The organism is Collinsella aerofaciens (genome assembly GCF_040915545.1).
Classification (GTDB): domain Bacteria; phylum Actinomycetota; class Coriobacteriia; order Coriobacteriales; family Coriobacteriaceae; genus Collinsella; species Collinsella aerofaciens_BE.
Map to the genome: position 1 here is coordinate 73,362 of NZ_JBCPDH010000001.1, position 25,184 is coordinate 98,545.

Below are 25,184 nucleotides of genomic sequence, written 5' to 3' on the forward strand. Positions count from 1 at the left end.
CAATGCCGTGCCGATGCGGCGCCTATTTCCAAGGGTGCGACGTCAAGTGCCAGCCGCCGCAGTATTCGCATTTGTAGCAGGCCAGCCCGCGGCGTCCGCGGTTTTCGCAGTCGGCCATAACTGCCTCGGCCTCGGCGCGCGTGTCGTAACGGTTTTTGCGCTCGCACGATTTGTAGCGCCAGGCTTCATCGCGCTCGGCGTCCAGGGCGTCGCGGCGCTCGTCCTCGCGTGCAAACAGGTCGCTCATATCGCCGCCGGTAGCAGCGCTCAAAAACTCGCTTTTGGCCTTTGACCAGGCGGCTCGCTTTTTGCTTCCCATCTGCTTCGCGCCCTTCTCCAAACGTTGGTATCATTGCTCAATCAAAGTGATACCAATAAACGTGAGGTCGCCGCGTGATGATCAGAAAAACCCTCGATACCGACATTCCCGCCGTCATGGCCATCTATGACGCGGCCCGTGCCTTTATGCGCGCACATGGCAACACGACGCAGTGGCCCGAGGGCACGCCTTCGGGCGAGCAGCTGGCTGCCGATATCGCCGCCGGTGGCAGCTATGTGTGCGAGGAAGACGGACGCGTGGTGGCGACGTTTGCCTTTCTGCCGGGGCCGGACAGTTCCTACGATGTGATCGAGGGCGGCCAGTGGCGCAGCGACGCCCCGTATGCTGTGCTGCACCGTGTGGCGTCCGATGGCACCGCGCACGGTATCGCGGCTGCGATGTTTGCCTTTGCCAAGGAACGCGCCGATCACCTGCGCATCGACACGCATCAGGACAACCTGCCCATGCAGGGAGCCATCGCCAAGGCCGGGTTTAAGCGCGCCGGTATCGTATATGTGTCGGACGGTACGCCGCGCGTCGCGTTTGATTGGCTGCGCGAGGCATAAAGGCCGAGCCACATACCAGCGTTTTACCAAAAATGGCCCCGAGTGGGGCCATTTTTTGTAAAACGCGTTGTTGTGGGGCTCGCGTTGTTATCGCCCCAGATGAGCCCAGGCAGACAAAAAGGGGAGGTGCCGGCTTTCGCAAGGCGCGAACCTACGAAAATCGCTGCGCGGCAACGCGGGGCGATGAGCTCGGTCGGGGGATAGGGCTCGCTTCGCCCGCCGGCCCGTACATTGTATCATCCAGTGTGGAACGAGGATGCCCGTTGCCGCGTGCGATGGGCTTGCAATAAGAGGAGAGCCATGTCGAAGCAAGCGGTCGTTGGAATCTTGGCGCATGTCGATGCCGGCAAGACCACGCTGGCCGAGGCCATGTTGTTCAACGCGGGTCGCATTCGCAAGCGCGGCCGCGTGGACGATGGCGATTCGCATCTGGACACGAACGCGATCGAGCGTGAGCGTGGCATTACGATCTTCTCGTCGCAGGCCGTGCTCGACCATGGCGATACCCACGTCATGCTCGTGGATGCACCGGGGCATGTCGATTTTTCGGCCGAGGCGGAGCGCACATTGCGCGCGCTGGACTACGCGATTTTAGTTGTGGGCGCCAACGACGGCGTGCAGGGGCACACCGAAACCCTGTGGCGCCTGCTTGCGCGCTATGACATCCCGACGTTCATCTATATCAATAAAATCGATTTGGAGAATCCCGGCCGCGATGTTTTGCTGGCACAACTTGGGCAACGTCTCTCCGAGGGCTGCTTGGATGCCAGCGAACTGCTGGCGGGCGGGGCCGTTCAGGAGGACGCTGCCGCGTTAGACGAAGAAGCGCTCGAGGAGTTTCTTGAGGCGGGCGAGCTTTCTGTCGCAACGCTGTCGCGCATGGTTGCCGAGCGCAAACTCTTTCCCTGCTTTGCCGGGTCGGCGCTCAAGGACCAAGGCGTGGACGAGCTGCTGGACGGCATATGCGCGCTGATGCGTGAACAGGCATGGCTTCCGGAGTTTGCCGCGCGCGTCTATCGTGTCAGCCGCGGGGATCGCGGCGAGCGCATGGCTTGGGTTAAAGTGACCGGCGGCACGCTGCATGCCAAGCAGATGATTGACGGACGTTCCGGCGCCGAGGCATGGGAGCAGAAGGTCGATCAGGTACGCATCTATAACGGCGAAAAGTATGAGCTTGCCCAAGAAGTTGCTGCTGGCGGTATTTGTGCTGTGACGGGTCTTGCGCATGTTCGCCCAGGGGACGCCCTGGGCGCGGAGCCCGCGGGCGATGCGCCCGTCATTGCGCCGGTCCTCACCTATACGGTGCTTCCGGGCGAACACGATGTCCATGCGGTGTTCAAAGCGTTGACTGAGCTGGCGGACGAAGATCCCATGCTCGGCGTAAGCTGGAATACGCATCTAGAGCAGATTCATTTGCAGCTGATGGGCGCTGTGCAACTCGAGGTCGTGCAGCGGGTGTTGGCCGATCGTTTTGGCCTTTCGGTTGCGTTTGAGTCTGGCGGCATTCTCTATAAGGAGACTATTTCGCAGCCGGTCGAGGGCGTGGGCCACTTTGAGCCGCTGCGCCACTATGCCGAGGTGCATCTGCGCCTGGAGCCGTTGGCAGCGGGTTCGGGCGTGCAGTTTGGCACCGTGACCTCGACCGACGAGCTCGATCTTAACTGGCAGCGTTTGGCGCTCACCAACGCCATGGAGCGCGACCACCTGGGCGTGCTGACTGGCTCGCCCATCACCGATGTGCGCATTACACTCACGGGCGGCCGCGCGCATGCCAAGCACGCCGAGGGCGGTGATTTTCGCCAGGCCACGTACCGCGCGATTCGCCAGGGGCTCATGCAAGCGAGTGAGGCCGGCGCGGCGGTGCTGTTGGAGCCGTGGTATCGCTTTGAGCTCGAGGTGCCGGGGGAGTGCGTGGGCCGGGCGCTCTCGGATGCCACGCGCATGGGTGCCGAGTACGAGCCGCCGACGATGGCGGGAGACCGGGCGAAGCTTATGGGTCGCGTGCCGGCATCCGAGGTGCAGGATTACGCGCTGGAGGTGGCTGCCTACACGAGCGGTCGCGGACATCTGTACCTGGAGTTTGCCGGCTATGCGGCTTGCCATGATGCCGAGCGCGTAATCGAGACTGCCGCTTATGAGCCCGAGGCCGATCTGCCCAACACGCCCGACTCGGTCTTTTGCTCTCACGGCGCCGGTTACACGGTCAAATGGTACGACGTGCCCGCCGCGGCGCACGTAAAGATCGATCCCGCCACCTTCCGCCCCTGGCGAGCAGCAGACGCCGAGTTTTTCGGCCACATGTGACAAAGGGACAGTTTCTTTGTCACATGTTATTGGTATAACTCGGTATAAGTTGGTATAACTATTACCAGGGTTTGCCAATCCGAGGAGACCGACATGAATCCAAATCCCTTTAAGCCCACGGCTGGCAAGCGGCCTCCGATACTCATCGGTCGCGAGTCGGTCATCGAAGGTTTTGCGGAAGGGCTCGATAACGGTGCCGGAGCGCCGGGCAGGCTCATGCTCATTACGGGAAACCGCGGCTGCGGCAAGACAGTTCTCCTGCGGGAGCTGCAACGTCTGGCCAGCGAGCGCGGATGGGCGGTTGTCTCCGATTCCGCTTCGCTTGGCTTATGCGACCGCTTGGCCGACGCGCTTCGCTCGAATAAACCCGTTGTGACGTCAATGGAGTTCGGTCCGTCGTTTGGGCGGATGTCGGTCGAGGCGGCGCGATCAAAGGGCGAGACGTTGCGAGGGCTGGTCAACGAGCGCCTCAAGAAGCTCGGTCCAGGCAAGGGCATACTGTTTGCGATTGACGAGGCTCAATCTGCGTCTATCGAGGAGCTGGCGGCTCTTGCCGTTCTCTATCAACAGGTGCTCGGAGACCAGGATGCCACGGGCTTGTCCGATAGCGACCAGCGCGGCCTTGCGCTTGTTTTTGCCGGCTTACCCAGTATGGTTGACGATCTGCTCGAAGAGCCGAGCGTGACGTTTTTGCGGCGTGCCCAGCAGCGTACGCTGGGGGCGATATCTTTGCCCAAGGTGCGCGATTCGTATATCCAGACGGTCAAAGACGCTGGTCTTTACGTTGACGCGGAGACGGCGGACCTTGCGGCACGCAAAAGCATGGGGCATCCCTATATGGTTCAGCTGGTGGGCTATTACATGTGGCGGTCTGCTGTCCGGCGCAACTCGCGAGTCATTGAAAGGCGCGATGTCGAGGCTGGCTACGCCGATGCCGTCTCCGAGTTCTATGAAGCGGTCGACGCTCCCTTGTATTACGGGTTGCGCAGTCCGCAGCGCCTCTTTATCGAGGCCATGGCGGCTGACGAGGGCAAACCGACTCGCATGGCGGATATCATTGAGCGTTGCGATCGCACCCAAAGCTGGGCGAGCAAATATCGCGCAAGCCTGATTCGCGAGCGCGTCATCGAGGCTGCCGGATACGGCCTCGTCCGGTTTACCGTGCCCATGCTGGGCGCGTACGTTCGCGATCGAGTTTTATGGCATGAGTAGGGTGATAAAGGTGACGGAACAGAAGATGAGCCCGCAGGCTATCGAGGTGCGTGGCGCGCGCGTTCATAACCTTAAAGACATCGATATCGATATTCCGCTGGGAAAGCTCGTGGGCATTGCCGGCGTGTCGGGTTCGGGCAAGAGTTCGCTGGCGCTGGGGGTTCTTTATGCCGAGGGCTCGCGTCGCTACTTGGAAGCACTCAGCACCTATACTCGACGTCGCCTAACGCAGGCCGAACACGCCCAGGTGGACGAGGTGCTGCACGTGCCGGCAGCGCTCGCGCTACACCAGCGTCCGAGCGTGCCGGGCGTGCGCTCTACCTTTGGCACCATGACCGAGCTCAACAACAGCCTGCGCCTACTCTTTAGCCGCTGTGCCCATCACGTGTGCCCGCATTGCGGGGCGCGTGTGGAGCCGAGCCTTAACGTAGCGGCTGGCCTGTCGCTCACGTGTCCGACATGCGGCCGCGAGTTCTACGCGCCGAGTGCCGAGGATTTGGCTTTCAATAGCGGCGGTGCATGCCCCACATGTGGCGGCACCGGTGTCATGCGCGAGGTGGACGAAGCGAGCCTGGTGCCCGACGAGTCAAAGACTATCAACGAGGGCGCGGTGCTTCCCTGGGGTACGCTCATGTGGGATCTGATGAAGCAGGTGGCAGGTGAGATGGGCGTACGCACCGACGTGCCGTTTAACCAGCTCACGCCTCAAGAGCGCGACATCGTGTTTCATGGTCCGGCGGTTAAGAAGCACATTCTCTACGTTCCCAAAAACGGTGAGGGCGCCACGCCGCTCGACTTCACCTATTACAACGCCGTCTATACCGTCGAGAATGCGCTCGCCAAGGTCAAGGACGATAAGGGTTTAAAACGCGTTGCGCGCTTTTTGCGCGAGGGAGCATGCCGCGATTGCGGCGGCACGCGTCTCTCCGAGGCTGCGCGCCAGCCCCAGGTGCGCGGTATCAATCTGGCGCAAGCGGCGGCCATGACGCTGGGCGGGGCGATTGAGTGGGTGCGCGGGGTGCCCGCATCCTTGCCGCCCGAGATGCGGCCCATGGCGACGGATATCTGCGATTCGTTTTTGAGCGCGGCCCGTCGTCTGGTCGACCTGGGTCTCGATTACCTTTCACTCGATCGCGCCGGTGCCACGCTCTCCACGGGTGAGCGCCAGCGCGTACAGCTTGCTCGCGTGGTGCGCAACCGATCGACGGGCGTGCTTTATGTGCTGGACGAGCCTTCGATCGGCCTGCATCCTGCCAATGTCGACGGCCTGGTGGGCGTGATGCGCGATCTGGTGGATGACGGCAACACCGTGGTTGTTGTCGACCACGATACGCGCGTACTGGCGGAAGCCGACTATCTGGTTGAGATGGGCCCCGTTGCCGGAGCAGGCGGCGGCAATGTAATCGCCGCTGGTACGGTAGACGAGGTCGAGCAATCGCAGAGCAGTCGCATCGCGCCGTTTTTGCGCGCCGAGCCCAAGCGCTTGCGTCCGCAGGTGACTGACGACGAAATGTTCGACCAGGGCCATATCCGCATGGCGACCGATGCCATCCATACCGTCAAGCCGCTCGAAGTCGATATCCCGCGCGGTCGCTTGGTTGCGGTTACGGGTGTTTCGGGTTCGGGCAAGACGACGTTGGTGCTCGAGACGCTCATCCCGGCACTCAAGGCGCAGGCAGCTGGCGAGCGCCTGCCGGGGCACGTGCGTTGGGTCGATGCCGAGGGTATTGCCCGCGCAAACCTGATTGACGCTACGCCCATCGGCGCCAACGTGCGCTCGACGGTAGCGACTTATGCCGACATCCATGATGAGCTGCGCCGCGCCTTTGCCCGTACGCCCGAGGCCAAGGCAGCCGGCTACAAGGCGGGCGCCTTTAGCTACAACACCGGCGCCTTGCGCTGCCCTACGTGTGACGGCACGGGCTCGATATCGCTCGACGTGCAGTTTTTGCCCGACGTCGAGATCATCTGCCCAGCATGCCGTGGTTCGCGCTACGCCGAGGCCGCCTCGCATATCCATCGCGAGGGTAAGGACGGGAGCTTGCTGACGTTGCCGCAGCTCATGGACATGAGTGTGGACGAGGCTATCGACGCTACGGTGGGGCTCAAGAAAGTTCAGGCGCGCTTGCAGACCTTGCACGACCTGGGCTTGGGCTATCTCACGCTCGGTGAGCCCACGCCGGCGCTCTCGGGTGGCGAGGCACAACGCCTTAAGCTTGCGAGCGAGATGGGCCGCGTGCAGGACGATGCCGTGTTTGTGTTTGACGAGCCCACGATCGGCCTACATCCGCTCGATGTTCAGGTGTTGCTGAGTGTGTTCGACGGCCTCGTTGCCAAGGGCGCCACGGTTATCGTGATCGAACACGATCTCGACCTTATCCGTAACGCCGATTACGTGATCGACATGGGCCCGGGCGGTGGCGACGCGGGCGGGCAAATCGTCTGCGCCGGCACGCCGGGCGACATCGCGGCTTGCTCCAAGAGCATTACCGGTCGCTACCTATAGGCAATGTGACAAAGGGACTGCCCCTTTGCCACATTGACTTCTATTTCACGCATTGAGCCGCGAGATAGTCGCGGAAGAATGGCAATTCAAATGCGACGAGCCCTCGTCCTCGTTCCCCGATGATGCCGGCATCTATCATGCGGCGTCGGTAGCGGGAGACCTGCTGTGGCGAACGCTTAAGGCGCTCGACAAGGTCAGCGGTGGTGGACTCTTCCTCGTCGTCGAGCATGGCGATGAGGAATCGTTTGTCCTCCGCAGTGAGTTCCCGATAGGTTGCCGCGAGGATTCGGTCGTCCATCTCGTCGCGCGCGATTTTGATTCCAAGGTCAAAGTCGCGTGACGAGATTTTCTTCGAATCGCTTGTGAGATCCCAGGCACGGTAGCCTACGAGTTGCAATAGGAAGGGAAAACCAGAGATCGAGCGAACGGCTCTATCGATTCCCTCAGCATCTGCCAGGCGATCGTTTTCCTGGATTGTGCGAATCAAGGCCTCGCGTACGTCATAGTCGGCAATGCGACCCAGATGATATTGTTGGGCGCGGCGAAGGAACGAGACCGTCTTGTGGTTCAGTAGTGTCGATACGTTGTTGGGAAGTCCTGCCATGAGCAGGGCGACGCGTTTCCCATCGGTAACAAAGTGCTGATACGTCGCTGCGAGCTGAATCATCTCGTCGAGTGTCGGGTCCACCTCGTCAACCGTGACGAGCAGACCGGTGCCCGCCTCGTTGAGCTGGTCGATGATGTCGCTCATGCGATAACGCCAGGTTGAGGCATCGTGAACGCGATCGACCTCGATGCTGCCGAGCGGTGCAATTCCGAGACCGGTGACTTCGAAGTGGGTGGACGAGTCGATGAGATGGGCTGCGGCACGTTTCGTCCCGAACTCGATTTCCTCAAGCATTCCCGGGAGCGCGGTCGTCTTTACGGCTATCCAGCCGTGGGATTCCGCCCTTGTCGCGAGCGACGACATGAGGGCGGTTTTACCGGTTCCACGCGCGCCTGAAAAGATCGAGGTCAATTCTGGGCGCCTACGCTGGCTCAAGAAGGCACGGTCCAAATCCCGAATAATCTGTTGTCTGCCAGCGAGATGGGCAGGAACCTCACCAAAACTGGGGGTAAACGGGTTCTCGAGATATTCCACTAGGCTCTCCTTTAGCGTCTCTGGTTAACTTCATTTTATTCTAGTTAATTTAAGTTAAAAACGATTAATTTTATTTCAAAGTATCAGGTTGGCGTCGTGCGTTATCGAAGCGGTGCTTGAATAGCTTACGTTGGAGCCCGAAAATGGGTTCAACCCATTCGCGAAATTTGCACGCCCTATTGTGAGTGGGCTCTCAGATGAGCTGAAGCTGCCATCGTGCGGCTGATAGGGGCAATCATGAAAAACAGAATCTATGGGTATGCTCGAGTTTCGTCAGCAGATCAGAACCTGGATCGCCAACTGGATGCGCTGGAGCGGTTTCCGGTCCAAACGAATTTGATCTATGCTGACAAAGCGAGTGGAAAGGACTTCAGGCGTCCTCAGTACCAGCGTCTTCTTCGTCGTCTGCGCGAAGGGGACGTTCTTGTGATTAAGAGTATCGACCGATTGGGTCGCGACTACCGTGAAGTTCTCGATGAATGGCGTCGCCTAACGACGGACAAACGCGTTGCCATCGTGGTGCTCGATATGCCATTGCTTGATACACGCGAACAACCCAATGGAATTACGGGGACTTTTATTGCCGACCTAGTGCTTCAGGTTTTGAGCTACGTGGCTCAGGTGGAGCGTGAAAACATAAAACAGCGCCAGGCGGAGGGTATCGCGTCGGCGCGTCTGCGGGGTGTGAGATTTGGGAGACCGACGCTCGAACGTCCGGATAGCTACCGCGATGTCATCAAATCATTCGAAGGAGGTGAGGTTACGAGGCAAGAGGCCGCAATGCTTTTGAACGTTAGCGCATCGACGTTTGATCGTTGGAGACGGGCGGACGCGAACGGATATGACCGTTCGCCGTCTGTCCGTCCTCTTTAACTAGACATTTTGACGAGGGGAGTTTATTGCACGGAGTCCACTCCTTCCCTCGATGTTTATCCAGTTCACGCCCTGGAACCAAATAGTGCCACCGCGTTGCCAATTCGTCTGCTTTTTGACGAGGGGGCTAGATATCGTGTTTTGTATTTAAAGGAGGACAAGATGAAAAGGCATTATGGGATGGCTGCGGCGATCTCGCTATTTGCGACGGTGCTCTGTGGGGCACTTCTGCTGAGCGGCTGTTCACAGGTTGAGAAGAAAAACGATGGGCCTGATTATGCCGATGAACGTGCAATGGCCGTGATTGCTCAAGGCTATCAAAAGCGGTCGGATTACCTTGAATCACTGGGAGAGGATGCTGATCTGGGCTCTAATAAAGTTCGAAAAGAGGCAATTAAAACCGAGATCGATAACGACAAAGAACTCAAAAAGGCGTCATTTAAAGACACTAAGATGCAAGAAGACGTCATTGCCTATCTCAATCTGCTTGATAATCAGCTTGATGTTGTCAAGAAGTATGCGGAATCGGATCCCAAGTATTACGACGAATGGGAAAAGGCCTATGACGCACGATCTGCACAGCTTAAGAAACTGGTTGATCGGTATGACTTGACGGTCGATGATGAGTATCGAGATGCGTTTGACGAGCTGATCAAGAACGGTAGGACCGTGGAGGAGAAGACGCATAATGATGAGGTTATCAACGGCCTGCTCTCATCGGCGACCTTTGAGAAAAGTGACGACGGCTACGGCCTCTATACGTACACCGCAATCGTCGAAAACACCTCTGACATATCGTTCGAAAACGTTTTTCTAAATGTTGCTCTTTACGATGCCGATGGTGTAAGGGCGGAAGAATGCTACGCAGATACATCCGCCTGGGCGCCTGGCGAGAAGGTGAAGTTTGAGGTAATGAGTGAGGTAGACGCTTCGAGGGTCGCGCCGACAGTATCGAATTACAGCATCAAGGAATAATTCGCGGGAATTGGAAAGAATGCGCGACCGTTTTCTCCGAACGGTCGCGTTTTTCATTAAGCCGTTGACAGAATGATTCGTGCCGTCATGTACACGATGGAAGATGATGGAGAAGTCGGGCCCATAAAAGAAAGGCGAAGCAGGATGACAAGAACAAACTTGTTTACAACAATAACGCAAAAGCTAATCTTTGGCGGTTTGCTGGCTGTTACGGCCGTGGCGACTGCCGGGTGTATCTGGTTGTATTTGACACGTAATCCTACAACGATCACCGATGATTCGATTCGCGAGGAGATCGCGCCGGTCGTAAAGCTTGTGACGTACGAATATAACTTTACGCAGCTGCTCTCAATCGATGAAGCGGGGAATCCGCTTGGGTGGGAAAACCCCTTTACGTCTAAGCGATATGTCGCAACGATTGACGGCAAGGCTGATATCGGGATCGATGCCGATAAAATGAAGATTGAAATCAAGCGGATTGATATGAACGACGAGAACTCAGAGGTCAAGAGCGTAAAGGTTACATTGCCTCACTCGGAAATTACCTCTTTCTCAACAGACCCCAATACACTGAAGAAATATGTTGAGGACAATGGTTTTCTGAACTGGAATCAAGTAAGTACGGACGATCTGAACGGTTTGTTGAAACAGGCGAAGAAAGAGCAGACCAAGAAGGTCGAAGAGAGCGATATGCTCAAAGAATCTGATGATAGAGCCAGCGGATTGATCGAAAAACAGGTCAAAGCCCTATGCGGCGACGATGTCGATATTAACGTTACGTTTAAGTAAGGGTGAATAGTGTGTCCGATAAACGACAACAGTATGGTGAGGCGGAGCCCGAAAAGCAGCGGAAGCCCGGTGTCGGTTCTTCTTCGCTGGAGAACATAATGTTTGGAGCATTAAATGGCGCGCAAAACGCCATTATGGGTGTGGTCAAGGAGACCCAAAAGAAATCGAGTGAATTGGCGGACGCCGCTAGCCCGTTGGCGGATAATGCGCTTAAAGGTATTACTGACTTTGCAAATGGGATTGCTTCTGCAACTGCAGCCGCGGCGAATGAACGCTATAGCGCAAAGCGACAAGAGCAACTCGGCCTACCATCGACGCTCGTTGACGATAACGGTGATTGGGTGTTGCCCGATCCGTTGCTGACCAATCAAGAGCTTGCCGAGCTTGAGGTATTGACCGAGCAATACGAAAAGATGGTAGCGCCTTCAAAGCTCAAGCAGCTGACCGATATGGCTGGGCTAAAAATACCGGAGAATCTTCGCACTGCCGTTGGAGATGCGGTCGATGAGCTTACAAGTGAGATTCAGCAACAAGAGCTATATGCACAGGTTATGAAGCAGGTCGTCGATGGTTTCAAAGCTATCGAGGAGCAAGCTGCCAAGTACAGCGTTACTGAGGCGCAGATTGTTGAGGCCGCAAATACTACGCTTGAAGGCGTTACTATCCGTTCGATTGACGAGTTATTCATGCTTCGCAGTTTTGACGTCGCGAGGATTGCGGCGGGTGAGAACGGTAGACACTTGCTGCTTGCGGCGACCGAGGGTGCGGTGACGGGTGCTCCTGGGTTTGCCGGTTTGCCCTTCAATATCGTATTCAGCATGTTTCTCTATTATCGCGCGGTGCAGTCGGTTGCCATGATGTACGGATTTAACGTTAAAGAGGATCCGGCTGAAATGGTCATTGCGGGCGATGTGTTTTCAAACGCGATGGCTCCGTCGGCAGGCTCTGCTGATGGCATGGCTGTCACAATCGGTAAAGTGATGCTTGTAGCCGAGATGGAGGGTGTGAAGCAGACGGTCAAGAAAGGCTGGACGGCAATGGCGGCACGGGGCGGCGCGGCTATGCTTGTCACGCAGATTCGCGCCCTTGCTAATGCCGCTGCACGTAAGGCACTCGAGAATGCTGGCAAGAAGTCGCTCGAGAATAGTGTTTTCAAAAACGTACTCGAACAAATTGGCAGGAATATCACTCAAAAATCCCTCGGCAAGGTCATTCCCGTGTTTGGCGGCGTTGTCGGCGCCTTGTTTGATGTCTCGCAGATGAATCGTGTTTTGCAATATGCCAACATCTTCTACCATAAGCGGTTCATCCTTGAAAAACAGGAGCGTATTGCAATACTTGTCGGTATGGAGACCGTCTCTGTGGGCGGTGAGGTTGAGATTTGCTCCGCAGAAGGATAGTCGGCCGCATTCTTTGGTGACTGAGAGCCTAGGCGGCATTTGGTGTAAATCGGTGTAGGTCGGGGCGCGGATGTCATTGAACGTTGCGACCACACTCGGGGTTGGGCGAGTGCCTTCGCGATTGCGTGCTGTGGCACGAATGTGGCCTTGTTGCCAAGGGCGCCACAGTCGTCGTGATTGAACACGATCTCGACCTTATCCGTAACGCCGATTATGTGATCGACATGGGCCCGGGCGGTGGCGATGCCGGCGGGCAAATCCTCTGCGCCGGCACGCCGAACGACATCGCGGTCTGCTCCAAGAGCATCACCGGCCGCTACCTATAACCGAATGTGACAAAGGGACAGTTCCTTTGTCACATTCCCGGAAAGCCTGTCTGGCGCAGGGCCTCGTAGAGGACGATGGCGGCGCTGTTGGAAAGGTTGAGGGCGCTGATGCGGTAGTCGTCCGGATTGACGAAGTTGCCGCATATATCCTGCCGAAGGATGGCTTCGTGGTCGTCCTCGGTATGCCCGAGCGATTCCTCGTGGGCTTCCCATGCCTCGGCGTTATCGAGTGAGTCGCAATCGCGCAGCATCGGGATGCGCTCGCAGCGCTCGGGCGCCGCGGCAAGCAGTGGCTCGGGAATGCCCGAGCTCTCGCTGCCAAAGACCAAGTAGTCGCCATCGCGGTAGGTACTCTGCGCATAGGTGCGGCGTGCCTTTTTGGTCAGCAGATGCAGGCGACCATCGGCGGGGGAGAGGCCGTTGCGGGCAAGGAAATCCTCCCAGCCGGCATAGGTCGTCACGTCCAAGTTTTGCCAGTAGCCCAGGCCGGCGCGACGCACCGTCTTGTCGTCGAGCGAAAACCCCAGCGGCTCCACCAGATGTAGGCGGGTACCGGTAACCACGCAAGTGCGGCCGATATTGCCCGTATTGGCCGGAATCTCGGGCGCATACAGCACAATGTTGAACATGAATCTCCTTGGCTCAGAACGAAAAACCACCACGAAGGGGACCTTCGTGGTGGTTTAGCGGTTACGTAGGCAGAAAAATGCCCGCTTGGATAAACCTAGGCGCGGTGCCAGTCGGTCAGGCAGGCATCGAGGGAGGCGATGAGCGCGTCCTTGTCCATGTGACGGCCGATGATGCACAGGCTCGTCATGCGGTCGCCCGTCTCGTCGTCCCAAATTTGCATGATCTCGGGGTTCTCGTCGATGATCCTCTGCTTCTCGCCTTCGGGCGCCGAGTCGACAAACAGACCGTTCTCCATCAGGCGCATCTGGTGGCCGGCCTGCTCAAACATGTAGCACATGTCCGGATTGTCGGCCTGCCACAGCGGACCCTTGACGCGGATGACCTCGTCGGGCCACTCCTGCTCAACAAAATCGGTGAACTTCTGCAGGTCAAACGGCTTGCGGCGCGAGTACACAAAGGTCTCGATGTCGTACTCGAGCACCTCGGGGTCGTCGTGCTCCTCAGGATGCTCCATGGCCTCGATCCAAGCGGCGGAGTTGTAGGCGCGCATAAAGTCGAAGCGGTCGGTATCGAGCAGCTCCTCCATGGGGACCTCGCCGTTTTGGGCCTCGACGATCACGGCGTCCTTCTGCAGGCTGCGCACGATGGCCTTGAGCTCGGCGATCTGCTCAGGGCTCACGGTATCGGTCTTGTTGAGGATCAGCGTGGAGCAGAACTCGATCTGCTGGATAAGCAGGCTCTCGATGTCGTCCTCGTCGATATCCTCGGCCAGCAGGTCGCGACCGCCGTTGAACTCGTCGTACATGCGGGCGCAGTCGACCACGGCCACGATGTTGTCGAGCGCGAGCTTGGGCTCGCCGCCCACCTTGGCCTCGTCGCAGAAGCTCGAGATGGTGTAGGCGATGGGGATAGGCTCGCAAATGCCCGATGCCTCGATGATGATGTAGTCGAAGTTGCCCGAATCGGCGATGCCCTGCAGCTGGTTGGCCAGGTCATCCGAAAGCGTGCAGCAGATGCAGCCGTTGGTGAGCGGGATGAGGTCGTCGGTCTCGGAAAGGCCGCCGTCGGCGATGAGGCTGGCATCGACGTTGATCTCGCCGATATCGTTGACAATCACGGCGGCGCGGATGCCGCCGTCGTTAGCGAGGATGTGGTTGAGCAGCGTGGTCTTGCCGGCACCGAGGTATCCGGTAAGCATGATGATCTTCACGGGTTTGTTGGGCATGTGCCCTCCTTTGTTAGACATGGCTTACAGTTGAATCATATGCCAAACGCCTGCTCTTATACCCACGCGCCGGCAAATAACACAGGCTACTCCCAGGCTCCCCATACATCGGGGCAATAACCGACGGTGGCCTTTTTGCCGTTGCGCACGATGGGCTCGGCTAGAACCTGCTGGTTCTCGAGCAGCTTGTCGAAGCGCTGGCTGGGGGTAAGGTGCTGGATGAGCGCGAGCGTCTCCTCGTCCTTGGCTTTGGGGTTGAGCAGTTTGTCGATACCGCCGACCGCCTGCATCACGCTCGTGAGCTCGCCCTTGCTCATCTCCTTTTCCTTAAGGTCAATAAACTGCACCTTAATGCGGCGCTCCTTAAAATAACGCTGAGCCTTCTTGGTATCGAAAGACTTTTTGGTGCCAAAAATTTGCACGTTCATGGATTTGTTCCGCCGTTCTACCTGATGAAGTTGGTGCGCTCGCGATCGGCTTCGGGGGCTTCGATGCCGGCGGCCTGTCCTGCCTCGATACAATGCAGGAGCCAGGCCATGTTCTTGCCGATATTGCGCATGGTGGCCAGGCCCTCGGCGTCCCCATCGGCGTCGCCGGGCACGCGGCCAAACACGTTGTTCCAGTACGTGGAAGCAACCACGGGCATCTGGTTGATGGTGAAGTACTTATTGAGCACGTCGAAGGTGGTCGACGTGCCGCCGCGACGGGCAACGGCGACGGCAGCGCCCGGCTTGTGTGCAAAGGCTTTGCTGCCGGCATAGAAGGCGCGATCGAGGGCCGAAAGGATGCGTCCGCTGGGGTGCGCATAGTAGACGGGCGAGCCAAAGACAAAGCCATCTGCCTGCTCGGCGGCAGCGATCAGCTCGTTCACCACGTCATCGTCAAAGGTGCAGCGGCAATCGAGCTTGCCGCACTGACCACAGCCAATGCAGTCGCGAATGGGCTTGGTGCCCAGCTGAAACACCTCGGTATCAATGCCTTCGGCATTGAGTTGCTCGGCGACCTCGGCGAGTGCGCGGGCGGTGTTGCCGTTTGCCTTGGGGCTGCCATTGACCAAAAGAACCTTCATCACAAACTCCCTCTGCTGTCGGTGACTTCTGCAGAGGATTATCGCACGATGGGGGAGGCGGTGTGGGCGCGGTGCTAATCCAGTTTGGTACCTGGCACCTGCACGGCTTTCCCGAGCAACGCTTTGAGCTCGTTCAAAATCGAAACGGGCTGACGGTCGACGCCGTCCAGATGGAGCGTGGCCACGCGAATGGGCGGCTGATATTCAAATGGGCCAAAGAGCACGGGCGAACCCAGGAACCGCTCGATTTCCTCTGCAATCGCATCGGTTTCTTCGGGATCAAAGTCGTCGAAAAGCGCCACGAACATCGGCCCCGTCGAGCGGAACATACGACCCTTACCGCGCGAGCATTCCACCAGACAGGCGGCACATTCTGCCAAAACACGGTCGCCCGCATCAAAGCCAAAACGGGCATTGACCTGAGCGATATCGTCGATTTTAATGGCGATCAACCCCGCCTTGCGCGCCACGCGACGCATTTCGCCAATGGCGTTGACCAGGGCGTGAATATCGCCCAAGCCGGTCACGGAATCGGTCGTATCTGCCAAGCTTCGGTTGATGATAATGCCCACATACATGCCGGGCTCGGTATCGGTGCCGTCCAAGCGGTAGCCCGTGCAGTCGCAAAGCACGTATTTTCCGGTGGCATCCATTACGCGATACTGCATGTAGTGGAAGTGCCACGTGCCGTTTATCACCATGTCGAGCTCGGCACGTACGTTGTCGCGGTCCTCGGGATGAACGCGGGCGAGCCACATGTCAAGTGAGTTAAAAGGGTGCTGGGAGGGCAGGTCAAAATCGCGCACGGCGTTAACCGACCATTGCGATTCTCCCGTATCGAGATTGAGGATAAACGGATAGCGCGTCTCGGAGCTCATGGAGATCGCTTGGAACACCCGGTCATTGCAGGGAAGCTGATCGACGATTGGGCGTTGCGGCGCGTCATCGTCTTTCGGTTGCTGCACACGATGCATAAGCTTATAGCGATACATCTTGCGATCGGCATCCATCGTCATCTGGCGACGCGTGTCGCCAGCAAGTGGATCGACGCGCGAGCAGCCAAAGCTAAAGCTGCCGATCATGGGCGCCTTGCCACCTGAGCTCGCCTCGATCAGCCTGGTACGTACCTGCTCCAAGCGCTGCTCGAGTTCAATCTCGTTTGCGGAGAGCGAGATGAGCACAAACTCGTCTCCACCGATACGGAACAGCATCTCATCGTGCTCCATGGTTTCGGAGAGCGTGCGGCAGATGCCCAGAATATAGCGATTGCCTTCGGCGTGGCCAAACCTATCATTGCAATGCTTGAGATGGTCGATGTCAATATAGGCGCAGGTGAAGGGATCGCCTTTGCGCCAGAGTTGCTCGACGTGACGGTCGAATCCGTTGCGGTTGCCCAAGTTGGTGAGCGGATCGATATAGGCGTTGCGCTCAAGCAGCTGGCGCTCTTGTTGCAGGATGGCATGCGTCTTTTGCAGTTGCTCACCAACGGCGCGTAGCTCAGCAGGCAGCGCGGCAACATCGAGTTCAGCGGTCGAGACGCCGTTCGCAAGTCGCTGAAGATAGGCAATAATCGATTGCTCGCCCAGGCGATATGACTCGTTCATGATGGATAACCTCCTTGGGCGGAACAACGGTTTGTATCATATCCCCAATTCGGTTTGAATTGGGGATATAAGTTAGCTAATGGAGACAAATGCCCCCTTCGGCGGTGGCGTTTTGCGCGCGAGCGTATCAGTTGTTATTGCCACCATCGAGCAATGCCTCAAAATCCTTCGCCGGCATGGGGCGGTAGTAGAGGAAGCCTTGAGCGTCGCGGGCGCCCATTTGCCGTAGCACGTTCGCCTGCTCATTTGTCTCGACGCCTTCGACCACGACGGGCAGATGGAGCGACTGCGCCATCTCGAGCATCGATGAAATGATTTGCGTGCTGCGGCCATGATCGCCGTCGATGGACACAAACGTGCGGTCGAGCTTGATGACGTCGACGTTGGCGTTCTTGAGCATCGCGAGCGTGGACTGGCCGGTGCCAAAATCGTCCATATAGGTCGAGAAGCCGCGGGTGTGCAGGTCGGCTGTCAGTTTGTCCACGGCCTCGGACTCTCCCGTATAAGCCGTCTCGGTGATCTCGATACGCATGAGCTCGGGCGGTAGGTTGTATTGGGCGGCGAGCGCCCCCATATGTTCGGCAACGTCACAGGCAAGGATATCCACGCGCGACACATTAAGCGAGATCGGAACCACGCGAAGACCGCGATCGAGACGCTCACGCAGCCACGAGGCGACACCCTGCCAAATGTACTTGTCGAGCGTCACTACAAAGCCACTTTCCTCGAGTGCGGGGATAAACGTTGCGGGAGAAATGAGAGAGCCGTCCTTGTCAATCCAGCGGGTGAGTGCTTCGGCACCAATAATCTCGCCGGTTTCCATATCGACCTGGGGTTGCAAGTGGTAGGTAATGCGACCGTCCGAGAGCGCGTACTGGAATTCGGTCAGCGTGCGGTGGAACACGACTTCGCGCTCGTACTCCGCGGGGCAGAAAATGGCAATGCGCTCCTTAAAGTCGTTTTTTCGCGCCGATTGGTAAACATGGCCTTCGCCTGTGCATCGATGGTGATCTCCTCATTGGAGTCGATGGGGTAAACGCCCATGGACGGCCAAAAACCTACGCCGTCATCATGCCTGGCTACGGCCTCGCGAACGCGGTTGTAGATTTGATGGACGGTGGTGTGCTTAAAGGGGATGAGTACGCAAAAGTCATCTTGGCCCCAGTATCCTGCGACTCCCATATCGGCATTCTCGATGTCCTTGAGGACCGTGCCCACATCGGCGAGCACGCGGTCGCCCTCGGCCTGGCCGTGCCATTCATTAAACAGGCGCATGTGACCCATGTCGACCGTGGCGATGCACCAGGCACCGTCGCGCCTTGTCTTGAGAAATGCGTTGGCGCGCCGCATAAACTCGCTGGGTCGATAGAGGCCCGTGAGCAAGTCGATGCGTTCGTCGATGGCGCTTTTGCGCTCCGCCTCGGGTATGGGGAGGCTGTCGTTGGGAACAAGCTCGCCGGCCGTGCGAAGGCGACGCTCGAGTTCGCCTAAAACGGCAGTCGTTTGATGAGTTAAGTGCTCGTAAAAGGCCGGAACGACAAGACAGACGGGAGTAATGGTGTCGCCCGCGATTCGAACAGGAGCGAAAACGGCCTCTTTAAGGTGGCAAGTCAGTTGCTCGAATGCCTCATGGTCCAAATCGTTGCTGAGCACGACGAATTGGACGCTTCGTGAACGGTAGACCCTACTCCTGCCGTGGGTGATCGACAGCATACGACCTGCGTATTCGGCAAGCATGTTGTCGACAGCCTCGGCTCCGTAGAGCTCGTTGAGCTTCGCCGTGCCACGAACGCGCACCGCTATAAGCCCCGTTTCGCAACGGTCGCGACGGCAGGCATCGATAGCGTTGACCAGCATGCGCTGCGTACCGAGGCCCGTCGCGGCATCGACGGTTTCGGCAAGTGAGTGGTTGACGAGTTCGCCGACATAGAGCGAGGGGACATTTCCGTCGCCGTCGATACGAAAGCCACGGGCGCGACAGAGTACGTAGTCGTCATTGGCATTGCGCACGCGATACTGCATGACGCGACGGTGCTTGGTGCCGTTATAGACTTGGTCGATGTCGTTGATGCAGGCCTCAAGGTCATCGGGATGGACGCGCGTTTTCCAGTAATCGCGGCAGTTGTCTATGTGCTCCGAGGGAAGGCCAAGATCACGCAAGGCACCTTGTGACCAAAGGGTGCGATGTTTGTCCAAGTTCTCGATAAAGAAATAACGGCCCTCGTTGAGCATCGAAAAGGCGTCAAAAATTCGATCGCTTATTTCGAAGTCGTCGGCGTGAACTTGCGTGATATTGCGTCGATCGAGGTGCATGGCATGACGTAGCTTGTAGTCGTACATGCGATGGTCGGCATCGAGCGTCATGCGATTGGAAGCTTCGCCCAGGGCGGGGTCGGCATGTGACACTCCGTAGCTAAACGAGTGGGGCATCTCGGAATCGTTGTTTTTGAGCAGAACCGTTCGGCAGTGTTTCAGACGTTCGGCGAGGTCGTCCTCGGTTGCAATCGTCGATAGGATGGCAAACTCGTCGCCGCCTATGCGAAACGCCGCTTCGCCCACCTTCATATACAGCTTAAGATAGAGACTTACCTGCAAGATATAGCGGTTGCCCTCGTCATGCCCAAAGACGTCGTTGCAGTGCTTGAGATTGTCGATATCGATGAACGCCATGGTAACGGGGGCGTCCTGCTCCCAGAGCTCCTCGAGGGAACGGGTAAAGCCGCCACGGTTGCCAAGCCCGGTAAGCTGGTCGGTAAAGGCAGTCCTGATCAGATCCTCCTGCCGCTCGGGAAGGTCACGGACGGTCTTTTCGAGCGTTTCGGTGTAATTGCTGACAGTATCCATGTTCTAAGCGGCTTTCTGAGGTCGGGGCGGATTGCGTCGGGCGAGTTTGTTGTGTACACGCGTCGTTGCTCGGCGTTTTGCGTGTATCCAGGCCCCCGCCTTGCTGCGTTGTTGAGTTAATTTGTCGGCTAATGTTCGCTGTTGATAACAGCTGAGTAGTGTAAACAACAGCACACAATTATATATGGGTGCACATGCTGTGGGCGGCTATTGTTCGACAGGCGGTGGCGCGACGATGCGATGTTCGATGAAAATGCGACTGAGACGATATATGTTGACGGGTATACTTGTTCCGTTTGAATTTGCGGGGACGGAGATGGTCGCATGGCACAGTCAAATACGACGCGCACGGTGGGGCTGGCACTCGAGGGAGGCGGCTACCGCGGCATGTATACGGCGGGCGTGCTCGACGTATGGATGGAGCATGGCTTAACTTGCGACCATATGGTGGGTGTCTCGGCGGGCGCGGCGTTTGGCTACAACTTTAAATCGCGCCAGATCGGCCGCGCCATTCGCTACAACAAAGCCTATTGTGCCGATAAGCGCTATGCGAGCGTGACGAGCTGGTTGCGAACCGGCGACATGTTCAATGCCGATTTTGCCTATCACGAGGTGCCCATCGAGCGCGATCCCATCGATTTGGAGACATATCGCGCCTGCCCCATGCGGTTTACGTGCGTGTGTACCGATATCGAGACGGGCAAGGCCGTCTATCACGATCTGCCGTATGGCGACGAGCGCGATATCGAGTGGATCCGGGCGTCGTCGGCAATTCCCGTGGCGACGCGTCCCGTTGCTATTGACGGGCATAAGTATCTGGATGGTGGCGTGGCTGATTCTATTCCCAGCGTATGGCTGTTTGCGCAGGGGTATGACCGCAATATCGTGGTACTCACGCAGCCAGCGGGCTTTGTGAAGCAGCCCAACAGCGTGATGCCCATGCTGCGACGCGTGTTCCGTCACTATCCGGAGTTTGTCGCAGCGCTTGAGCATCGGCATGAGGTTTACAATGCCACGCTCGATGACCTGGCGCGTCGCGAGGCTGCCGGCGATATCTTTGTGGTGCGGCCGAGCGAATCGGTGAAGGTGCCGTCGCTGTGTCGCGAGCCCGATGAACTTGAACGCATCTACCAGATTGGTCGCCGCGATGCGGAGGCGACCTTGCCGGCACTGGAGGCATATCTGGCAGGGTAGAGGCTGCTGCCTCCATCTCGGCGGAAAGCGCATCCCGGAATGGAGACCCAAACTGGGATGCGCTTTCCATTGCTGAAGATATGGGGCTGCGAATCAGCTGCTCGGCCTAGACTTACGCCTGCTGCCAGGTGTCGACGAGCTCCTTGGCGGCGGCGTAGGGGTCATCAGCGCTGCAGACGGCGCTCACCACAAAGAAGCCATCGACGCCGGTGGCCTTGAGCCGTGGCAGGTCGGCCGTCTTGACGCCGCCGCCCACCACGATGGGCACGGGGCTTGCTGCGTGGAGGGCGGCCAGGTCCTCAAAGCTCTTGGTGATGATAGAGCCGTCGGCCGCGCGTCCGCAGTCGCGCTTGGTCTCGGTCTCGTGGAGTGGGCCGATGCCCAGGTAGTCGACTAGGCTCATGTCGGCGGTCTTGACGTACTCGAGCATCTCCTCGCAACGGGCGGAAAGGCCCACGATGGCGTCGGGCCCCAGCAGCTTGCGACAGACCTCGACGGGAATGTCGCTCTGACCCACGTGCACGCCGTCGACAGCAATGCCCTGCCCGCGCGCGGCGAGTACGCAGTCCAGGCGGTCGTCAATCAGCAAAGCGACCTGACCGGTCTTGCCGGCCTGTGCGATTGCCTGCGCGGCGTCGCCGGTCAGCGCAATGATCTCGCGGGCGCTTGCCACCTTGGAGCGCACCTGGATGCAGGTAAAGCCGGCGTCGAGTGCCTGGGCCACCACATCGCCCACGGGGCGCCCGAGCGTGTTTTCGGGGCCGAGCACCAGATAGGCCGAGATATCAAGGTTGTCGCGGATGCTCATCGTGCTTCCTCCTGTTTCTTGATCTGTGCTTCCATGCGCTCGAGTTTGCCAGTCATGGTGTCGGTAAATCCGGGTCGAATATCGGCTTTGAGCACGACTTCGGTGCGGATGCCCTTGCTCGCCAACACAAAGGTTGCGTCGCGTACGACCTGCATGACCTCGTCCCAGTCGCCCTCGATCTCGGTGAACATCGAGGTGGTGCGGTTGGGAAGGCCACTCTCGCGAATGACGCGCACGACCTCGGCGACCTCGGCGGACAGCTCATCGCCGGTGCCGCACGGGGCGATGGCCACGGCGACGAGTGTGTTCATTCCGGCAGCAGTTGCGGGCTCGGACATGGCTTATGCCTCCTCGAGCTCGAGTTGGTTATCAGCGATATCTTGGGCGGTCGCGCGGTAGAGCTCGTCGATAAAGGCGACCTTAAAGCTTGCCGGGGCATCGGCGACAGCGGCGGCACGCGTGCCGGCAACGTTGTAGACCGCGGTGCCGCAGATGGCTGCCGTAAACGGGTCGGTGGCACAGGCGTACACGGCCAGCACGCCGCCCTGCGAGCAACCGCAGCCGGTGATCTTGGACATGAGCGGGCTGCCGCCGTGGGACTTGGCCACGGTCGTGCCGTCGGTAATCAGGTCGACTTCGCCCGAGACCACTACGGCGCCGCCGGTGTAGCGGGCGAGCGCCACGGCGGCGCCACGGGCGGCGTCGACCGTGTCGGTGGTATCGACACCGCGCACGCGGCTCAGATCGGCCGCCTCGCCCTCAAGACCCCACAGGCCGGCGAGCGCGATAATCTCGGAGGCGTTGCCGCGCACGATGGCGGGCTTGTACTGCTTGAGCTCGTTGACCAGCTGGGTGCGCAGGCTACCGATACCCAGGCCCACCGGATCGAGCACCCAGGGCTTACCGGCGTCGTGTGCCGCCTTAGCCGCGCGGGGAATCGTTTGCTCGTAAATGGGGAAGAGCGTGCCCATGTTGAGATAGATGGCACCGCCGCCGGCAACGAGTGCCTCGCCCTCGTCGGGCAAATAGACCATGGCGGCCGAACCGCCCACGGCGAGCTGCGCGTTGGCGACAAAGTCGATCGTCACCGTGTTGGTGATGGAGCCGGCCATCGGATTGGTAGCGCGAATCTCATCCACGGCCTTGACCATATGTTGCTTAAGCTGTTCCGAATCAATCACTGCACATGCCTCCTTGGCATAGAAAAGGGGCGCTGTGCATAGACAGCGCCCCTGTAAAGGCGGCATGCTCCCTACGCCAGCATTAACTGACAGGTTCAAAGGATTGGGCCCATGCCCTCTCAGCCTTGTGGTTTGCACCGCCGGCACTCCCGCATCGAATCTGTTGTTCCCTATACTAGCGCACCTGCCAAAAAGGGACAGGTTTATTTTGGCAGGTAACAACTGGGACTTTGCGTTTTCCCAGATGAAACCTGCCGAAATAAACCTGTCCCTTTTTGGCAGGTCGGTACAATAGATGGGATTAAGAATGACCGAGGGGACCTTATGATCAAACTTGTGCTGACCGATATGGACGATACGCTGATTCCTGCCGGACACGATGGCGCCAGTGACTATGCCATCGAGGGCATTCATGCCATGCAGGCAGCGGGCCTGCATTTTGGCCCGGTTTCGGGCCGTCAGCCGTCCGCGATGGGCTGGATGTTCCGCAATCGCTCCGAGTGCTTCTCGACCGGTGCGTTTTGCAACGGCCAGGTGATGTTTGTCGATGGCGAAGTAGTCGCTTCGCGCGCAATCGACAACGATGCCCTTATGCGCTTAGCCGATTATTTTGAACAGGAGACCGACGATACGTACTTGAAGGTCTACCGTCTGGGTGATGACTTTTGGGACAACGACGCCTATTGCGTGACAAGCGATCCCGAGCGTGTGCGTCGCGCCATGGAGTCAGGCGGCAACGCGTGGCTCAAGGGCGAAGAGGCTCCCTGTCGTCCTGTCGTTGACGATGCCCCGGTATACAAGGCGAATATCTGGAGTGCCCGTTCGCGCGAGGAGCTCGCCGAGCTGCGCGAGCGTGTTGCCGCCGAGGTGCCGGAACTCTCGCTTGTGTTTCCCAACAACCGAGTGCGCCTGTTCGACATCCTTCCGGCTGGTTGGGACAAGGGCTGCGCTGCGCTGGAGCTGGCGCGCGCTTTGGGCCTGACGTCCGACGAGGTGGCCGTATTCGGCGATTCCGATAACGATTTGCCCATGATCGATGCCGTTCCTAACTCCGTTGCAGTCGCCAATGCCAACGAGGCCGTCACGGCTGCCGCTCGCTGGCATATTGGCGCTGCGGCAGATGATGCGGTTGCCGGGGCTCTGCATCAGATTGCCGCTTGCGCCGCGACGGGGGAGATGCCGCCGTTTATGCGCCTGCCGGGTACTGCCGACGCGAATCTCACGAACAGCTAAGGAGACAGCCATGAAGCTCCAGCAGCTCAGATATGTCGTCAAAGTTGCCGAATGCGGCAGCATTACCGAGGCCTCGCGCCGGCTCTTTGTATCGCAGCCTTCGATTACCGCGTCGATTCGCGATCTCGAAAACGAGATGGGTGTGCACATCTTTGAGCGCACCAACAAGGGCGTCATTGTGTCCGAGGAAGGCGAGACCTTCTTGGGCTATGCGCGCCAGGTACTCGACCAGGCCGACCTGCTCGAGGGCAAGTACAAGGGCGCATCCGAGCAGGTGCCGCACTTTAGTGTGAGCTGCCAGCATTATTCCTTTGCCGTCAACGCGTTTGTCGACGTGATCCGCGAGTTCGATGCCGCGCGTTACGACTTCACCCTGCGCGAGGAGCAGACTCACGAGATTATCGAGGATGTCGCGCATATGAAAAGCGAACTGGGCATCCTGTACTTATCCGAGCATAACCGCGAGGTCATCGAGCGCATGCTGGTGGCCAACGAGCTCGTGTTCGAAGGACTCTTCTGCGCCACGCCGCATGTCTTCGTCTGCGCCGACCATCCGCTGGCGGACCGCTCCAGCGTGACGCTCGAGGATCTGGAAGACTACCCGTTCCTGTCCTACGAGCAGGGCAGCTATAACTCGTTTTACTATTCCGAGGAACTGACCTCGACGTTTGAGCGCCGCAAGAATATCCGCGTGCGCGACCGCGCGACGTTGTTCAACCTGGCCATGGGCCTCAACGGCTACACGGTATGCTCGGGCGTGATCAGCCACGAGCTCAACGGCCCCGGCATTATCTCGATTCCGCTCGACGTGGACGAGTACATGGAGATTGGCATCATCACGCGCAAGAACACGACGCTCACGCGCTACGGTCGGGCCTATATCGACGCGATTCGTCAGCATATCTAGGCTGCTGTGCTCCGCACAGTTCAAGTCTCTTTATGGCAGTCCAGACTGATATAGGAAGCATCTATATCAAACTGTTAT

23 protein-coding genes, 1 pseudogene and 1 riboswitch are annotated in these 25,184 nt (G+C 58.5%); of the genes and pseudogenes, 12 read left to right on the forward strand and 12 right to left on the reverse strand.

The annotated features are described in order from the left end of the window. Positions 1-22: 22 nt before the first annotated feature. Complete coding sequence (locus AB5202_RS00310) at positions 23-319, reverse strand: hypothetical protein (RefSeq protein WP_118081365.1); 297 nt, start codon at positions 317-319, stop codon at positions 23-25. 77 nt (positions 320-396) lie between these two features. Between AB5202_RS00310 and AB5202_RS00315 the strand changes: the two genes are divergently transcribed. The 4 genes from AB5202_RS00315 to AB5202_RS00330 all read left to right on the forward strand — a co-directional run bounded on the left by AB5202_RS00315 (position 397) and on the right by AB5202_RS00330 (position 6,907). Beyond that, complete coding sequence (locus AB5202_RS00315; RefSeq protein WP_368143433.1) at positions 397-885, forward strand: GNAT family N-acetyltransferase; 489 nt, start codon at positions 397-399, stop codon at positions 883-885. Between the two features lie 300 nt (positions 886-1,185). Beyond that, positions 1,186-3,189 carry a GTP-binding protein gene (locus tag AB5202_RS00320; RefSeq protein WP_368143431.1) on the forward strand — a complete coding sequence of 668 codons (2,004 nt, stop codon included), beginning with the start codon at positions 1,186-1,188 and terminating at the stop codon, positions 3,187-3,189. A 93-nt stretch (positions 3,190-3,282) separates the two neighbouring features. Next, complete coding sequence (locus tag AB5202_RS00325; RefSeq protein ID WP_368143430.1) at positions 3,283-4,401, forward strand: DUF8462 domain-containing protein; 1,119 nt, start codon at positions 3,283-3,285, stop codon at positions 4,399-4,401. After that, a complete protein-coding gene (locus AB5202_RS00330; protein ID WP_438265653.1) occupies positions 4,394-6,907 on the forward strand; it encodes an excinuclease ABC subunit UvrA in 2,514 nt (837 codons plus the stop codon). The genes AB5202_RS00325 and AB5202_RS00330 overlap by 8 nt, the downstream gene beginning before the upstream one ends. Positions 6,908-6,947: 40 nt before the next feature. Here AB5202_RS00330 and AB5202_RS00335 read toward each other — a convergent pair whose 3' ends face one another. Beyond that, positions 6,948-8,048 carry a DUF8462 domain-containing protein gene (locus AB5202_RS00335; RefSeq protein ID WP_368143428.1) on the reverse strand — a complete coding sequence of 367 codons (1,101 nt, stop codon included), beginning with the start codon at positions 8,046-8,048 and terminating at the stop codon, positions 6,948-6,950. Between the two features lie 237 nt (positions 8,049-8,285). Here AB5202_RS00335 and AB5202_RS00340 point away from each other — a divergent pair, with 237 nt between their 5' ends. From AB5202_RS00340 to AB5202_RS00360, 5 genes and pseudogenes are all read left to right on the forward strand, one after another. Then, positions 8,286-8,921, forward strand: a complete 636-nt coding sequence (locus AB5202_RS00340) for a recombinase family protein (RefSeq protein WP_368143427.1) — start codon at positions 8,286-8,288, stop codon at positions 8,919-8,921. Between the two features lie 162 nt (positions 8,922-9,083). Further along, positions 9,084-9,896, forward strand: a complete 813-nt coding sequence (locus AB5202_RS00345) for an FxLYD domain-containing protein (RefSeq protein ID WP_055252199.1) — start codon at positions 9,084-9,086, stop codon at positions 9,894-9,896. A gap of 72 nt (positions 9,897-9,968) precedes the next feature. Beyond that, entirely contained in the window at positions 9,969-10,685 is a 717-nt protein-coding gene (locus tag AB5202_RS00350) for a DUF4230 domain-containing protein (RefSeq protein WP_368143426.1), read from the forward strand. 11 nt (positions 10,686-10,696) lie between these two features. Beyond that, positions 10,697-12,085 (forward strand): EcsC family protein, encoded by a 1,389-nt coding sequence (locus AB5202_RS00355; protein WP_368143424.1) that lies wholly within the window; start codon positions 10,697-10,699, stop codon positions 12,083-12,085. Positions 12,086-12,231: 146 nt separating this feature from the next. Next, positions 12,232-12,411 (forward strand): annotated as a pseudogene (locus AB5202_RS00360) (hypothetical protein); the annotation flags it as partial. A gap of 29 nt (positions 12,412-12,440) precedes the next feature. Here AB5202_RS00360 and AB5202_RS00365 read toward each other — a convergent pair. The 7 genes from AB5202_RS00365 to AB5202_RS00395 all read right to left on the reverse strand — a co-directional run bounded on the left by AB5202_RS00365 (position 12,441) and on the right by AB5202_RS00395 (position 19,783). Beyond that, positions 12,441-13,040: a tRNA (cytidine(34)-2'-O)-methyltransferase gene (locus tag AB5202_RS00365; RefSeq protein WP_368143421.1), complete on the reverse strand. Its 600-nt coding sequence runs from the start codon at positions 13,038-13,040 to the stop codon at positions 12,441-12,443. 95 nt (positions 13,041-13,135) lie between these two features. Next, positions 13,136-14,266 (reverse strand): GTP-binding protein, encoded by a 1,131-nt coding sequence (locus AB5202_RS00370; protein WP_368143420.1) that lies wholly within the window; start codon positions 14,264-14,266, stop codon positions 13,136-13,138. 86 nt (positions 14,267-14,352) lie between these two features. Then, positions 14,353-14,694, reverse strand: a complete 342-nt coding sequence (locus tag AB5202_RS00375) for an arsenate reductase family protein (protein ID WP_055252194.1) — start codon at positions 14,692-14,694, stop codon at positions 14,353-14,355. Between the two features lie 17 nt (positions 14,695-14,711). Then, the gene (locus AB5202_RS00380) at positions 14,712-15,335 is read right to left on the reverse strand and encodes a flavodoxin family protein (RefSeq protein ID WP_368143418.1); all 624 of its coding nucleotides are present in this window, start codon (positions 15,333-15,335) and stop codon (positions 14,712-14,714) included. A 74-nt stretch (positions 15,336-15,409) separates the two neighbouring features. Further along, a complete protein-coding gene (locus AB5202_RS00385) occupies positions 15,410-16,939 on the reverse strand; it encodes a diguanylate cyclase domain-containing protein (RefSeq protein ID WP_368143417.1) in 1,530 nt (509 codons plus the stop codon). Between the two features lie 127 nt (positions 16,940-17,066). Further along, on the reverse strand, positions 17,067-17,843 hold the full coding sequence (locus tag AB5202_RS00390) for an EAL domain-containing protein (protein ID WP_368143415.1): 777 nt from the start codon (positions 17,841-17,843) through the stop codon (positions 17,067-17,069). After that, complete coding sequence (locus AB5202_RS00395) at positions 17,825-19,783, reverse strand: diguanylate cyclase domain-containing protein (RefSeq protein WP_368143414.1); 1,959 nt, start codon at positions 19,781-19,783, stop codon at positions 17,825-17,827. The genes AB5202_RS00390 and AB5202_RS00395 overlap by 19 nt, the downstream gene beginning before the upstream one ends. 324 nt (positions 19,784-20,107) lie before the next feature. Between AB5202_RS00395 and AB5202_RS00400 the strand changes: the two genes are divergently transcribed. After that, the gene (locus AB5202_RS00400) at positions 20,108-20,977 is read left to right on the forward strand and encodes a patatin-like phospholipase family protein (protein WP_368143413.1); all 870 of its coding nucleotides are present in this window, start codon (positions 20,108-20,110) and stop codon (positions 20,975-20,977) included. Positions 20,978-21,089: 112 nt separating this feature from the next. On the opposite strand, the gene AB5202_RS00405 is transcribed toward AB5202_RS00400, so the two are convergent. The 3 genes from AB5202_RS00405 to thiM are packed head-to-tail and all read right to left on the reverse strand — an operon-like array spanning position 21,090 to position 22,966. Beyond that, positions 21,090-21,785: a thiamine phosphate synthase gene (locus AB5202_RS00405; RefSeq protein WP_368143412.1), complete on the reverse strand. Its 696-nt coding sequence runs from the start codon at positions 21,783-21,785 to the stop codon at positions 21,090-21,092. After that, positions 21,782-22,123, reverse strand: coding sequence for a thiamine-binding protein (locus AB5202_RS00410; protein WP_368143411.1), 342 nt, complete (start codon positions 22,121-22,123; stop codon positions 21,782-21,784). Before AB5202_RS00410 ends, AB5202_RS00405 begins: the two co-directional genes overlap by 4 nt. Before the next feature lie 3 nt (positions 22,124-22,126). After that, positions 22,127-22,966: a hydroxyethylthiazole kinase gene (gene thiM, locus AB5202_RS00415; protein ID WP_368143410.1), complete on the reverse strand. Its 840-nt coding sequence runs from the start codon at positions 22,964-22,966 to the stop codon at positions 22,127-22,129. Positions 22,967-23,017: 51 nt separating this feature from the next. Next, positions 23,018-23,127: riboswitch (TPP riboswitch) on the reverse strand. A 163-nt stretch (positions 23,128-23,290) separates the two neighbouring features. Between thiM and AB5202_RS00420 the strand changes: the two genes are divergently transcribed. After that, entirely contained in the window at positions 23,291-24,199 is a 909-nt protein-coding gene (locus tag AB5202_RS00420) for an HAD-IIB family hydrolase (RefSeq protein ID WP_368143409.1), read from the forward strand. Between the two features lie 10 nt (positions 24,200-24,209). After that, positions 24,210-25,106 (forward strand): LysR family transcriptional regulator, encoded by an 897-nt coding sequence (locus tag AB5202_RS00425; protein WP_055286633.1) that lies wholly within the window; start codon positions 24,210-24,212, stop codon positions 25,104-25,106. Positions 25,107-25,184 lie beyond the last annotated feature (78 nt).

What these genes read in the sequence shown, in the direction of transcription:
- AB5202_RS00380 (WP_368143418.1), bottom strand. Translation starts at nt 15,335, where the DNA reads ATGAAGGTTCTTTTGGTCAATGGCAGCCCCAAGGCAAACGGCAACACC.
- AB5202_RS00370 (WP_368143420.1), bottom strand. Translation starts at nt 14,266, where the DNA reads ATGCCCAACAAACCCGTGAAGATCATCATGCTTACCGGATACCTCGGT.
- AB5202_RS00345 (WP_055252199.1), top strand. Translation starts at nt 9,084, where the DNA reads ATGAAAAGGCATTATGGGATGGCTGCGGCGATCTCGCTATTTGCGACG.
- AB5202_RS00325 (WP_368143430.1), top strand. Translation starts at nt 3,283, where the DNA reads ATGAATCCAAATCCCTTTAAGCCCACGGCTGGCAAGCGGCCTCCGATA.
- AB5202_RS00340 (WP_368143427.1), top strand. Translation starts at nt 8,286, where the DNA reads ATGAAAAACAGAATCTATGGGTATGCTCGAGTTTCGTCAGCAGATCAG.
- AB5202_RS00420 (WP_368143409.1), top strand. Translation starts at nt 23,291, where the DNA reads ATGATCAAACTTGTGCTGACCGATATGGACGATACGCTGATTCCTGCC.
- AB5202_RS00410 (WP_368143411.1), bottom strand. Translation starts at nt 22,123, where the DNA reads ATGTCCGAGCCCGCAACTGCTGCCGGAATGAACACACTCGTCGCCGTG.
- AB5202_RS00330 (WP_438265653.1), top strand. Translation starts at nt 4,394, where the DNA reads ATGAGTAGGGTGATAAAGGTGACGGAACAGAAGATGAGCCCGCAGGCT.
- AB5202_RS00320 (WP_368143431.1), top strand. Translation starts at nt 1,186, where the DNA reads ATGTCGAAGCAAGCGGTCGTTGGAATCTTGGCGCATGTCGATGCCGGC.
- AB5202_RS00365 (WP_368143421.1), bottom strand. Translation starts at nt 13,040, where the DNA reads ATGTTCAACATTGTGCTGTATGCGCCCGAGATTCCGGCCAATACGGGC.
- AB5202_RS00350 (WP_368143426.1), top strand. Translation starts at nt 9,969, where the DNA reads ATGATTCGTGCCGTCATGTACACGATGGAAGATGATGGAGAAGTCGGG.
- AB5202_RS00395 (WP_368143414.1), bottom strand. Translation starts at nt 19,783, where the DNA reads ATGGATACTGTCAGCAATTACACCGAAACGCTCGAAAAGACCGTCCGT.
- AB5202_RS00385 (WP_368143417.1), bottom strand. Translation starts at nt 16,939, where the DNA reads ATGAACGAGTCATATCGCCTGGGCGAGCAATCGATTATTGCCTATCTT.
- AB5202_RS00405 (WP_368143412.1), bottom strand. Translation starts at nt 21,785, where the DNA reads ATGAGCATCCGCGACAACCTTGATATCTCGGCCTATCTGGTGCTCGGC.
- AB5202_RS00425 (WP_055286633.1), top strand. Translation starts at nt 24,210, where the DNA reads ATGAAGCTCCAGCAGCTCAGATATGTCGTCAAAGTTGCCGAATGCGGC.
- AB5202_RS00400 (WP_368143413.1), top strand. Translation starts at nt 20,108, where the DNA reads ATGGCACAGTCAAATACGACGCGCACGGTGGGGCTGGCACTCGAGGGA.
- AB5202_RS00375 (WP_055252194.1), bottom strand. Translation starts at nt 14,694, where the DNA reads ATGAACGTGCAAATTTTTGGCACCAAAAAGTCTTTCGATACCAAGAAG.
- AB5202_RS00315 (WP_368143433.1), top strand. Translation starts at nt 397, where the DNA reads ATGATCAGAAAAACCCTCGATACCGACATTCCCGCCGTCATGGCCATC.
- AB5202_RS00310 (WP_118081365.1), bottom strand. Translation starts at nt 319, where the DNA reads ATGGGAAGCAAAAAGCGAGCCGCCTGGTCAAAGGCCAAAAGCGAGTTT.